Below are 13079 nucleotides of genomic sequence, written 5' to 3'. Positions count from 1 at the left end.
CCGCATAAAATTCATCCTGAATAGTACGATGGAAACGCTCGCATATACCATTAGTTTGAGGACTTTTGGCCTTAGTTTTAGTATGGTCAATATCTTCTATAGCCAAATATAATTGATATTCGTGTTGCTCCCTATTACCACAATATTCTGTACCCCTATCAGTTAAAACTCTTAGTAGACGAATCTGATTTTGCTCATGAAAAGGAATAACCTTATCATTGAGCATATCAGCGGCTACTAAAGCGTTTTTCCGGTCATAGAGTTTAACAAAAGCTACCTTTGAATAAGTATCTATAAAAGTCTGTTGATAAATATGGCCTACTCCCTTAATATTACCTACGTAATACGTATCCTGTGCTCCTAAATAACCCGGATGATGTGTCTCTATTTCTCCATGAGCCTGTTTCTCAGCTTTGGCTCTTTCTAAGGCTGTTATTTGCTCATCTGTAAGGATAATTCCTTCCTGATTAACCTTCGCTTCCAATGCTTTTAAACGTTTCTTAAAGGTAGCTAAATCATGTCTTAACCAGATTGAACGTACTCCACCAGGAGAGACAACTATACCTTGTTTCTTTAGCTCATTTGATACTCTTAGCTGTCCATAAGCTGGTAAGTCCAATGCCATCTTGACAACGGCTTCTTCTACTAACGTATCTACCCGATTTTTCTCTATGGGTTTTCTGCGACTAATTTCTTGAAGTGCTAATTCACCACCTTGTTCATAGAGTTCCTTGAAGCGATAGAAACTATCTCGACTATAACCCATTACCTTGCAAGCCTTTGAGACATTGCCTAAAACATTGGCAAGTTCTAATACTCCTAACTTGTTCTTGATGATTTTTGCCTGTGTTGTCATTTGATTTAATCTTTAATTTTAAGTTACTAAATAAATCGTAACTGTCAGATTAAATCATGACTATTTCATATAAATTGTATAATTTTCATCTTTAAAAGTTGTCAATAAGTTCTTTCTTTTGAACTGAGTGATTTAACTGGAATAGTTTATTACTCATCATCTTGAATAGTTTATTCTGGTTATTGAATTATCAACTAGTATTTATTTAGGTTGGAGAATCGGTAGGACAATAATAAATGAACTGCCTTTTCCAACTTCTGATGTAGCGGTTATAGTTCCGTAATGATATGAAACAATATGTTTTACCAAGGCCAACCCTAATCCTACTCTATCTGTTTTTGTATTTAGTTTATTAAAAAGACCGAAAATATATGAACTATACTGGTTTTCGAATCCATCTCCATTATCTGATATTTTTATTCTGATGTGTTCTGTATATCGATATCTTTTATTGTTCGCCAGATACATGTTTTCCTCAATCAGTAATGATTCTATATGAATAGCTAAGCGATTGTCTGGATTTCTGTTTTGGATTGCATTTTTAAAAAGTTCAGTAAAAAGTAGTTTCATCTGATATGACCTTCCTTCAAAAGAAGAAATTTCCCCTACTTCAAGTATGAAATCATTGAATCCAGTGCCATTTATGGCCTCTTTTTTAGCTTCTTTTATGATGTCTTCTACTTTAAGTTGGGTAAGTCTTTCTTCTATAGAATCAAGGTGAACAAACAGTTGGAGACTTCGGATAAGATTCTGTAATTTTAAAACAGATTTCTGAATTTTCTGAAGATGGCTTTTGCTTTCGGAATTATTACGTAACTCGTCAGTACTTTGCAGTAGGTCAGAGAAAACCCCAATCTTACGAATTTGTTCTTGAAGATCATGTGATAGAACTTTATTGAGTTGTACATGTTCTTGGTTTCGTTCAAGCAGCAGGAATATTTGTCTGTCTAATTGTTGCTCATGTATTTCCAGCTCTTCTTTAAGTTTCTTGAGTGTTTCATTCTCTTTTACTATCTGTTGTACTCTTTTTGCTTCGGAGATTTCTGTCATTTGTTTTTGTCTCTCCCAGGCACTTACAATAATGCACACATTCCTTATTTTCTCTTCCACAACCGTGCGATTACAATAGAATAATACGGGTATAGTTTTTCCCTGTTTTGATTTTAATGATAACGCAACCTCATCTACTTTTTCATTTAATTTAAATGAGGGATAAACTTGAGTCTGATAAAGAATTCGACTTGAGACAGTGAAAATATACTCAATATGCTTACCGATTAGTTCTTGTGATGGATATTCTAACAAATGAGATAAAGAATTATTTACTGATTGAATAATTCCATTATCATCAAACAAAACACAGCCAGCCGGCATGATATGGAGTAGGGGCAGGATGTCTATATCTCTCAATGATTTAACTGGGTTAAATACTCTTTCATCAGTTGTATGGTTTCCTGAGGGTCACTTATGTGAGGACAGTGGCCAGTTGCCTTCATAATTTTGATGGTACTATTTTTTAAGTTAGCTTTTAAATAAAGTCCTACTGCTAAGGGTGCTATGATATCATCCGAACATTGCAGGATTAATGAAGGATGGGTTACTTTGTTGAGGTCTTTGCGGTTGTCAGACAAGAAGGTAACTTCAGCAAACTGTCGGGCAATCGTTGGATCGGTGGCACAGAAACTTTCTGTAAGTTCTTGACTTAGCTGAGGACGTTCAGGATTTTTCATGATGACTGGAGCCAGAAAATTTGCCCAACCTTCATAGTTCTGTTCCATTGTTACTAATAATTCATCAATATCCTTTTTTTCAAATCCTCCATGATAGGCCAAATCATTGACATATCTTGGAGAAGGGCCAATCATAACCAGACTTTGAAAAAAGGATGGTTCTTTTAATGAAGCCAAAACGCCGATAATACTACTTACAGAATGACCAACGAAAACAGCATCTTTTAGTTTCAGGGCTTTACAAATATCTAATACATCCTCTGCATATCCATTTAAGTTGGCATAGCGTTCTTCGTTATAGGCGCTAAGGTCTGATTTTCCGCTTCCTACATAATCAAACAAAACAATCTTATACTCATTTTCAAAGGCAGGCCATATATCCCGCCACATGTGCTGAGCACAACCAAATCCGTGAGCAAAAATCATAGGTATTGTACCCTTACCTAAAATTGTTATGTTATTCCTCTGATATATATCCATGTTATCGATAAGTATTTTTAAGATTATTTATCTCGACCAAAGATAACAATACTAAAAAACTCAATTAAAAATGAAGTTCTCTTTTATAGGTTGAAATTGTTTCTTTTCTTCAGGTAAGCTCAAAAGTTGCTCAATAACCTGTATGAGTTGTTTAAAGCTACTAGGTTTATGGACATAATATTGAGCGCCGTTTTGATATAAATTATCCATTTCTGTAGGCTTTATAGCACTAGACAAAATAATGACAGGCAGTGCTTGTAAACTTATTTGCTGTTTAATTTCCACTAAACATTCATAGCCACTTTTACGAGGCATATTCAAATCGAGAAAAAGCAAATCTGGAAGGCTGGCTTGTTTCTGTAGAAGCCATTCCATCAATTCCTCGCCATTATTAACTGTCGTAAGCTGGGTATTAACAGCTATTTTGTTTAAAGCATCCTGGAAAAGCTCACGATCATCTTCATCGTCATCAGCTAGTAAGAGGTGAAGGTGCGATGTTTTCATGAGAAAAATTATACTGGAGAAGTAAGTTGGAGTTATGTGTTTTATTATTCAATTTTATTGGTTTTAACAAATATACTACTATTTTATTAAAATTAGCATAGATAATTAATAAACTATTGATTAATCTCCTCTGCACAATAGACCTCCTCATTTATATTATTTCGAGAAATAGATACTAATTGCTTTTTAAGCCAAATAGCTTCTCTGTTCGGCTGATTCTATAATCAGTCGGTGTGTCAGCCGTTTTTAAAACGGCTCACCGTTGCAATTGGTGAAACATTTTAATTTTGAGGAATCGTTCTTACAATCAAAACCTCTTCAATCACCCTACTCCACCACTCGCACACTCAACCCGGTCTTGGCGTTAGGTTTAGCAACCTCATAAGCCACTAACAACTTGCCGTTTATTAAGAGACTGGTGGCGTTCTGGCCGTAGTCTGAGCCGTTGAGCAATTGGTTGTCTGATACCTTGCCGCCTGCTATTTTGTTATAGAAAATCTGGCTGGCACCACCTTCGGTGGTTTGTTCCCATACAAAAATGCCTTGTTTGTCGTCGGCAGCTACCTGACCGTTTTTGGCATTGGCGCTTAATACTTTTAATAATTTACCCTCAGCATCAACTAATCTTACACCCGATTGCTCGTTAGCACCCGAAAACCAGGTAACGAGAGAACCATTGGCCGTTGCCACAGAAGAAACCCCTGCATGCGGACAGCCCTTGATTTCCCATTTATCGTGATGCAGAATCTGAGGGTTGGAGAAACTCCCTCCATTATCAGATGAAGTCATACGGGCAATATCACGTACATCGTCGTTATTATCACGGTAAAAGATATTCAGTTTACCACTATTATCAACCAATAAGCTGATATTACAACAGTCGCATACCACAGGGTCAATCAATTTTTCAGGTTGGAAAACCCCGTTTCTGGTAATCACCATCCGCAGGTCTCTTTCTTCATGTTTGGTGCTACCTTTTACATCTTTCAGATACGCCACCGCAATTTCATCGTTCGCCAGCACAACTGCATCAAAAAAGCCTCTTACCAGTCTTGAGGTATCTGAATCAACCGAAATCGGTACCGACCAGCTATTGCCTTTATCTTTCGATACAGCATACCTTACCTGCAATTCTCTCTTGGGTTTTGGCGCAGGTGTGGCTGTGGCATGGTTGCCATGTCCACCTTCATGGGCAGTCGGTGCCGGAGGCGTAACAGCAGGCGCACGGTAAGAGAATACAGCCGCCATTGTGCCATCTTTTTTAAACAATAATTTCGGACGCATCAGTCGGCTACTGCCCAATCCTGCATCGGCATAAATCAGTTTTTTATCACCAAAAGTCTTTCCACCGTCTTTCGATACCGAGAAATACAAAGCCAATACATTGTTAGCATCTTTCTCTGTCCAGTACAAAACGGGTTCTCCCTGAATGTTTTTCGTAAAGGTTGGCAAAGTATAGGAATGAGCGTCATCGGCAAAGACCGTGTTTTGCGCCTGAGTAACCTGTAATAGCCCCAACATCAGCAGAGCCATTATACTAAAAATATTTTTTTTCATTGTCTGATTATTTTGAAAGATATGATTTTCAGCCCATTTTCCCTTGAGCGGTTGATAAGCAGAATAACTTTGTTTAGAAATGGTCTAAATAAAAACAAAACTAAAACTGGATAAGGTGCGATGCAAGAAAAATCAAAAGAAATTCGTACTTCGATACGCAGAATAACTAATCTTACACCCATTCCGAAACCCAGAAATAAAAAACCGTCCAAGGTTTTTGAGGGCTTGAAAAGTGTTTCTACCTTTAGCAAAACCTACCTTTTTATGGCAACTAAAAAAGCAAGCAACGCACTGAATATTGAACGACAAGCGGTAATTGTGATACATGGCATTGGCGAACAACGACCAATGGACACGCTACGGGATTTTGTAGAGTTGATAGCTCCGCCAATTGAACCTGCAAAAGATAAAAATGGTAATCCGCTTCCGGCAAAAAAGAAATTCTTTAATAAACCCGATGTACTCTCAGAAACCTTTGAACTGAGACGGCTGACTGCCAACGCACATGCCGATTCTTTTAAAACCGACTATTTTGAATATTATTGGGCAGATAAAATGAGTGGTACAAAGGCGTCGGACATTTACTGGTGGTTTAAAGAAATTCTTTTAAGACCCATCAAAAATATCCCTGATAGAATTGTCTGGATTTACCTCGTTTTCTGGATAAGCCTTGTGCTTACTTTAGGTATTATGCTGATTCTTTTCTTGCACTGGTTGCCTGATATTCCTATCAGTAGTTGTCTGACCAGAATCATTGAGAGCAAATCGGGAGTTTTACCTATATTCTCTAAATACCTATTACCTTTGGCGTTAGCCATTTTTAACTTTTACCTGATTAATTACCTCGGTGATGCCGTGCGATACATGACCCCAAGTGCAGGCAATATCAAACAAAGGCAGGATATCAGGAAAACAGGCATAGAACTGCTTAAAAAAATTCATGCCGCCAGAGTACCCGTTACAGATGCCAAAGGGAATGTATTTACTGATGCACAGGGCAAGGTGATTGAAAAGAATAAGTACGACCGCATTATACTGGTAGGGCATAGTTTAGGGTCGGTAATTGCTTATGATTTGATAAAGTTTCTATGGATAAACCATAACGAGCATATTTTTCTATCCGAAAAAGAGATAGCAGACCTTGAAGCATTAGCTGAAACATTAACTAAAAGTAAGGAAGAACCCGACATTAAGAAAAACAGAGCGGTTTACAGAGAAAAGCAGTTTGAACTATGGAAGAAACAACACCAGAACCTTGATTCGTGGCGGATTTCTGATTTTATTACCCTGGGGAGTCCGCTGGCACATGCTGAGCTGTTATTAGCCAAAAATCCGGAGCAATTAGATTTAAAAATAAAGGACAGAGAATTTCCTGTTTGTCCGCCTGTGCCTGAAAAAGGCAACGAATTTCACTTTGAGATTTCAGGCAAAAAGGTTTTACACCATGCAGCACCCTTTGCCCTTACCCGCTGGACAAACTTTACCTTTGAACAGGACTATGTAGGCGGCAATATTGAGGTTTTCGGAAAAGGGATAGAAAATCATTTTGAGCCATCAGAAGTTTCTATCCGCAATATTATTCCGTTTATAGCCCATACCAATTACTGGAACAGGAAAGATGAAAAGATGTATAAACGCATCAGGGAAAAACTGCAATTGATGATAACGGCTAAATGATTGATAAAACAGGCTGACAAAGATTAAAACCAATCCCATCGGTAAGGCCATCAGCGCTTGTGCAAGTATCATTTATTTAACTATATACGTCTTTCCGTAACAAAAAAGGTATCCTCAAACGGCGGGAAGAAGTGTTTCCAGTTTACCCTTAAAGCCTTGTCAATCATTCTTACCAAGTCAATCATGCTTACAGGTTTGGCAAAATAAAGGTTTGCACCATTGCTGTAACTTTTACTAATATCATTGGGGCTTGCAGAAGTGGTGATGATAACGCAGGGGGTTTCGTTATATAATTTATTCTTTCTGATTTGTTCCAGACAATCGAGGCCTTTCATTTTGGGCATATTCAAATCAAGAAAAATTATATGAGGTTTTGTTGAACTCGGGTTGTTGATGTAGTTAATGGCTTCTACGCCGTCGTTCACAACGGTCAGGTTTGTCAGAACAGGAATTTGTGCCAATGCTTCTGAAAAAAACAAGCTATCATCAGCATCATCTTCTGCCAGTAAAATCTCAATCGGGTCGTGCTTGTTTATCAGGGCTTCGTGGTTCATAGTTATTGATTTTTAGCAAAGTTATAACGCTAAAACTAAAAATCTCATATAAATACTCCCGAATAAAGCCATTTTATAAAGATTTAAGTTTTTTTTAATCTCATTCATCCTTACAATCATCTTTTAAGCAACCTCTGGCGCATAGAAAGCATTATTTCTTACCATGTAACAGGTAAAAAACCTGTAACTATGGCTGAAAAGCCGTAAATTGGTATCAAAATCTTACAACATGATACTTGACCAAGCACTTGCACAACTGAAAGCACTCTCTAACGAGAAGATGCTACAGCATAATAAAAAAAATGGCGCACATGATAATCAGTTCGGTGTAAAACTGGGCGACATCAGAACTGTAGCCACTCAAATAAGACCAACCACGCTTTAGGACTGGAACTATGGGCTACTGAAAACATTGATGCCCGACTGCTTGCCACGCTGGTAATGGATTATAAAGCTTTATCGGCAGATGAATTAGATGCCATGGTGCGTTCTATCAGGTTTACTTATGAATCGGAGTGGTTGTACTCCTATATCATCAAAATTCACCCCGACAAAGAAGCACTACGAAAACGATGGATGAATGACCCCTACCCTATGGCGCAACGCTTAGGCTGGAGCCTTACGAGTGGCCGAATAGCGAGAGAACCCGAAGGAATAGACATGGATGCGCTACTCAATAGAATAGAAACCGAAATGCCCACCGCCGACCCACTGATACAATGGACGATGAATTCTGCGCTGGCGCAAATAGGCATCAATCACCCACAATACCGAGCAAGAGCCTTAGCCATCGGAGAAAAATTAGGCATTTACCGTGATTATCCCGTTTCAAAAGGCTGTACCTCCCCCTTTGCCCCTATCTGGATTAATGAAATGGTGAAGCGGCAGGGGTAGGTGGTAGATTAATACTGTTTTTGTTTTCATATCAGTTAAATTTTGTACCAGATGAATCAGGTAAAAATTTGGCATTTGATTTCTCTCCACTTGGTAGAATTTAAAATCAACCACATCTCCAAATTATTCGACTACTTTAAGACGAACCAGAAAATTTATTTAAATACAAAGCTCTGATTATGAGAACATTTAAACAGATAACCACTAATTGAAATATAGAAAGAATAATACTTCCAACTATACTTCCAATGTCAAAAGACTGAATGAGGGCATAAACCTGAATAAACAGAATACCTGTTAATGCAAAGCTTGAAATCCATTTTAAAATAAAGTTAGAATACTTATCATCTGCATATGAAATCATTGATAAGCAAGCCACTCCCATAATTATTAAAATGATAATTATTATTTCCTGATAATCAAAGACGTATTCGTGTCCGGTTGCTCCTTTTGCTAGCAAATAGAAAAGGAGAACAAATACCAATATCCCACTGAATACTGTTTTTATTAATTTGGCATCATTCAGAAACGAGCACATGCTAATGAATCTATTCCTTTATAATTTTCCCAGATGTTTTTAATTTCCCATTTTACCAGTATTGATTCTCCTTTCCGCTCCCCGATAGGTTACCTTAGCCCCTGATACCTGATTCTTTCTCCTCAGAGTCTCCTGCGTGCGCAGGCCAAAGCCTAGCAAAGGGACTCTGAGGGGACGCAAAATACTGCTGAAATACATTCTTTTGAAGCCAATAAATAGACTATTAAATGATAATATTTGTTATTTCATTTAAATAACAAATATTAATAATTCATATAATTACGTAATGAAATATTACTTATTAAATATTTACTACTAATATCTAATCTTCCCTGTTTACGAAGAACATCAATTAATTCTCTATCAGTTTTATAAATAAAATAGTTTATCGTTTTTCTATGACGCTCAATATATTTATTTAAGGAAAATATAAAATTCAATCCAATTGTAAAAACTCTTTCTAATGTAGAAAAGTCTTTATTATTAATTAAATAATGAATAACAATAAAAATGCAATCGACTATAATTACATTCACTCTAATTATTGTTTCCATTTGAGTTGGTTGAAATTCAGAAGATTGAACTAATCTATTTAATAAATTAATTATATAAACTAAAGTTTCTTTTTTATCCTTTATTAAATCTGAGTGAATAATTGTTAAAAGAAACTCTTTCTTAATACGTGGATCATTCCATTCTACACTTAGCGTTTCTAATCTATTAAATAAAGTCTTTTTACTTCTTTTAATTTCAAGTTTTTTTATTAATATATTGCTTATTGATAATGCTTCAAGATATGGAATATCTTCCTCAACGAAAGCTACATTTGTAATTAATGGTAGGTAGGTTTTGGGAGGACGTACATCAAAGTTATCTTCAAATGATGGAAAAAACCATCGTTGTTCTCCAATATTTTCTTTATATCTATCAGTACTATTCTTTAAATACAAATAGTTTTTATCTACTTCATAGTTTTTAAAAATTAAATGCCTTTTAAACATTATAAAATGTAATTCAATCTGGGAGAATATTGTATCTGTTTGCAAAAGGTTGTTAAAAATATTCTCATAGGAAGGAATTTTTTTAAAATCATTGAATTTAGTGTCTTTTACTATTTCGACAATACTCCATGTATAAACATTAATAAGATTTTTAGATAAAAAATCATTTTCATCCCAATTTGTCAATATTTTTACACCAACTTCACTTTCAGGAAAATCTTCTATTATTCGAAGTTTTAGATATGATGGTCCACCAAATGAAATGTTAATTTCTTTATCAATAAAACTAAGTATTGATTTTATTTCTTCAAAACCATATAAGATATTTTCATCGATATTGCTTAGTCTTTGAAGAACAAAATAAATAGAAATTATATCTGGATAAAGACTTATCCATTGATTAGATTTATTATCTGTAATTAGAAAATTTGATAAAAATTGTTGCTGAAATTTATACGGCTCAGGAAGCCAATCTTTTCCTAGCTTCAACAATTTCTTTATATCTTCATTTACTGGAGATTTGCAAATAAATAGTATTGCAATTAAATTCAAATGCTTATCTAGCAATATTTTTTCCTCATTGAAATATTTTTGAAGTCTAATATACTCTCTTTTATAAAAATATTCTAAAATATCACTTTCAACCCAATTTGAAATATTTTTTTCTTCTGCAATAGCTAAACCAAGTAAAATCCCGAAAATAGGTCTGCTATAAGATTCAATATGTTCAAGCTCATTATTTTTAATCCAAGATACATCAATTTTATCATTTTTCTTTAGAACTATAGATTTTACAAAATTCAAAAAATCTAATTTTGGGAATCCCTTAATTTCAAGTAATTCATCTTCAAATAGATTTTCTTGAAAGTAGGGATTTGTTTTCTTTAAGTTATCATAATGTTCAGGTTTCATTCGATTTATGAATATCAATCTAACCTTATTTCTTTTTGTTTTATTGCTAATTCCCTGTACGATGCCAAATAGTTCATTAGAATTTATTGTATAATCATCTAAAACAATTAGCAAATTATAATCAAAATAATCATGTCTTTTAACTAGTTCAGTAATATCATTGCTAAACCAAGTAACCCAATCTTTTTTTTGTAATTGTTTACAAATTTCTAGTAAAAGCCTGCTTTTTCCAACTCCACCCTGCCCAGTTACATACGTCCAACTAAACAGTTTCTCATTTTCAGTAAATCTCTTAAGAACTTCTAATTCTTTTTCTCTTCCTACAAAATCAGAATATTCTTGGCTAAAAAGCAAAATGAAATTATTATTAGGATCATCAATTTTTCTAGGCAATTCATTTAAATCATGACTATTTTTTTTTTTTTACTCCTAAGTTTTCAAATATGTAATCTTTATTAAAAAGATGTATACATACATTCAAAACCGAGTTCATTGCTAATTTTTGTTTTTCATCTTTTCCTTTGTCCTTGTTCCCATCTGCAAAATCACATATGCCTTTTACTAAAACCCAAGGAATTCTTTTATCGTGACAAGCAGCATATAAGCCTGCTCCTTCCATTTCGCCTCCCTTAGCAGTAGGAAATTGAAGTTGCAATTCTTTTCTAAACCCAATGCTATTTATTAGTTTTTCGCCTGATAAAATATCACAAATTTCTATATTAGCGTTCTTACCATCAGGCAATAAAAACTTCCAATCTCTTATATTATCAAAACAATTAATCAAGTTATTATCTGCTTCAGGAATTGACCCTCTATGGATTATCTTCTTACTTATTTTTTGACTGTCATAGAGAATGATTTTTTTAGAAACTAATATATCCCCTACACTTTGTTCTTTAGGATTTATTCCAAAAGCTATTCCTATCATAATAATAAACTTTGGTTTAATATTATTAATAGCATTAATAACCGTTATTATAGACCCCTTGGAAGCCACAGCCCCCATATCCCCACATTTTACATGGGCAACATTATATTTTCCAAATTTTCCTAGATAATAAGTAGAATTATCCTTTCTCGTCTCAATTATAAATTCTTCACTTTCTAATGGAGAAAAATATTCTTCAAAAGCAGAAGCTTCTAAAGGAGTTACCGTTACCATTAAAATTAGTCCATCATTAATAATGTATTCTATATCTGAAAATCGATATTCTTTAGACTGCATAGATTTTTTTAGTATATTTTCATGATAAATAAAATTCTCCCTGAAAGCTATAATTCGTTTGAAGAATAATTTTAAATAATAGATAAACAATAAAGCCCAATTTTATCAGACTTCTTGCTTAACTCATCGAGAAAAAGGCTACTTATTATTATGCTTCTAACTTTATTCGTGTAATGGCTGTGAATTGACTGCTTAGAACTACATCAATGTTTTACCAAGTTTATTTCTAACAATTGAAGTAAAATTACTTGTATTGAATAAAACATGGAAGACCTACAGGCACACTAGTGTTAAGTCAAACCCCACCCCCTACGGACACCCCGCAATAATCGCCTGAAAAACATTGCTTGTGTTTACAGTGGCTTTGAAACCCGGCTGCAAGGTAACTGAATCCGCCCCCCGATAGGTTACCTTAGCCTCTGATACCTGATTGGTAGCAGTAATCTGAATGGCTTTCATCGTAACTGTTCCGCTTGTAATGGGCTGGGTGATATTTGCCGTGGCAGGGCACTCTTCATGGTTAATCAAAATCCCGAATTGCCCACGATTGGCTCTGGCATTGCCAAAACTATAAACCCTGATATAATAGGTGTTGCCAATTATCAGGTTTGATAATGTCAACTCTTCTTTTCCGGCTTCTTTGGTTGCATCAGAACAGGCAATGGTAGTTCCATTGCAGGCTCCCGAACGAATATCAACTACCACGTCGACCTCCGGACCGCCGATAACTGCTATATTATGTTTATTAGAAACTGCTACAAATTTATACCATACATCATCATCGGCGGTACCGGTTAATGCATTACACGTAATGGCTTCGAGGCTCTGCGAAGCACCTAATGTTGTGCCCAGAACACCAGAAATGCCGGTAGAAGAAATGAGGGTAATGGCGTTGGTACATTCATCATTGGCAGGTGGTACCTCATGAACAACACTAATGGTAAATGTTCCGCTATTGGAGGCAGAAGCACCATAACTATAGACCCTGATATAATAGGTGCTGCCGATAGTTAAACCCGATACAGTTACGGTTTCTACTGCACTATTACCGGTGGCATCAGCACAGCCGATACTGATGCCATTGCAGGTGCCCGAACGCACATCTACTACCGGATTGAATCCTGAATTTCCTGCAACTGTTATCGTATGTT

The 13079-nt window shown here is 35.5% G+C and carries 13 protein-coding genes; 3 read left to right on the top strand and 10 right to left on the bottom strand.

Annotated features, from left to right (window positions below; all coding sequences use genetic code 11):
* From EWM59_RS26405 to EWM59_RS26385, 5 genes are all read right to left on the bottom strand, one after another.
* Positions 1 to 856, bottom strand: an 856-nt coding sequence (locus tag EWM59_RS26405; RefSeq protein ID WP_130021487.1) for an IS481 family transposase, incomplete at its 3' end; no start/stop codon positions are given.
* A gap of 201 nt (positions 857 to 1057) precedes the next feature.
* Positions 1058 to 2266: an ATP-binding protein gene (locus EWM59_RS26400; RefSeq protein WP_130024220.1), complete on the bottom strand. Its 1209-nt coding sequence runs from the start codon at positions 2264 to 2266 to the stop codon at positions 1058 to 1060.
* Positions 2263 to 3066, bottom strand: a complete 804-nt coding sequence (locus EWM59_RS26395; RefSeq protein ID WP_130024219.1) for an alpha/beta fold hydrolase — start codon at positions 3064 to 3066, stop codon at positions 2263 to 2265. The genes EWM59_RS26400 and EWM59_RS26395 overlap by 4 nt, the downstream gene beginning before the upstream one ends.
* A gap of 60 nt (positions 3067 to 3126) precedes the next feature.
* Positions 3127 to 3570, bottom strand: a complete 444-nt coding sequence (locus EWM59_RS26390; RefSeq protein ID WP_130024218.1) for a response regulator — start codon at positions 3568 to 3570, stop codon at positions 3127 to 3129.
* A 327-nt stretch (positions 3571 to 3897) separates the two neighbouring features.
* A complete protein-coding gene (locus EWM59_RS26385; protein ID WP_130024217.1) occupies positions 3898 to 5127 on the bottom strand; it encodes a sialidase family protein in 1230 nt (409 codons plus the stop codon).
* Positions 5128 to 5247: 120 nt separating this feature from the next.
* On the opposite strand from EWM59_RS26385, the gene EWM59_RS26380 reads away from it, so the two are divergent.
* Positions 5248 to 6804 (top strand): hypothetical protein, encoded by a 1557-nt coding sequence (locus EWM59_RS26380; protein WP_130024216.1) that lies wholly within the window; start codon positions 5248 to 5250, stop codon positions 6802 to 6804.
* An 80-nt stretch (positions 6805 to 6884) separates the two neighbouring features.
* Here EWM59_RS26380 and EWM59_RS26375 read toward each other — a convergent pair whose 3' ends face one another.
* Entirely contained in the window at positions 6885 to 7358 is a 474-nt protein-coding gene (locus EWM59_RS26375; protein ID WP_130024215.1) for a response regulator, read from the bottom strand.
* A gap of 229 nt (positions 7359 to 7587) precedes the next feature.
* Here EWM59_RS26375 and EWM59_RS28500 point away from each other — a divergent pair, with 229 nt between their 5' ends.
* A complete protein-coding gene (locus EWM59_RS28500; RefSeq protein WP_229239440.1) occupies positions 7588 to 7743 on the top strand; it encodes a hypothetical protein in 156 nt (51 codons plus the stop codon).
* Positions 7744 to 7745: 2 nt separating this feature from the next.
* The gene (locus EWM59_RS26370; protein ID WP_310587905.1) at positions 7746 to 8252 is read left to right on the top strand and encodes a DNA alkylation repair protein; all 507 of its coding nucleotides are present in this window, start codon (positions 7746 to 7748) and stop codon (positions 8250 to 8252) included.
* A 136-nt stretch (positions 8253 to 8388) separates the two neighbouring features.
* On the opposite strand, the gene EWM59_RS26365 is transcribed toward EWM59_RS26370, so the two are convergent.
* The 4 genes from EWM59_RS26365 to EWM59_RS27910 form a co-directional block, all read right to left on the bottom strand.
* Positions 8389 to 8712 carry a hypothetical protein gene (locus tag EWM59_RS26365; protein ID WP_130024214.1) on the bottom strand — a complete coding sequence of 108 codons (324 nt, stop codon included), beginning with the start codon at positions 8710 to 8712 and terminating at the stop codon, positions 8389 to 8391.
* A 341-nt stretch (positions 8713 to 9053) separates the two neighbouring features.
* Entirely contained in the window at positions 9054 to 11096 is a 2043-nt protein-coding gene (locus EWM59_RS26360; protein ID WP_130024213.1) for an ATP-binding protein, read from the bottom strand.
* A 16-nt stretch (positions 11097 to 11112) separates the two neighbouring features.
* Positions 11113 to 11928, bottom strand: coding sequence for a 5'-methylthioadenosine/S-adenosylhomocysteine nucleosidase family protein (locus EWM59_RS26355; protein ID WP_130024212.1), 816 nt, complete (start codon positions 11926 to 11928; stop codon positions 11113 to 11115).
* Between the two features lie 309 nt (positions 11929 to 12237).
* A partial coding sequence (locus EWM59_RS27910; protein ID WP_165372309.1) for a 3-coathanger stack domain-containing protein occupies positions 12238 to 13079 on the bottom strand: 842 nt, incomplete at its 5' end.

It is taken from the genome of Emticicia agri (assembly GCF_004168285.1).
GTDB lineage: Bacteria > Bacteroidota > Bacteroidia > Cytophagales > Spirosomataceae > Emticicia > Emticicia agri.
The sequence above is the reverse complement of the archived record's forward strand: the minus strand, read 5'-3'. Positions and strand labels throughout refer to the sequence as shown.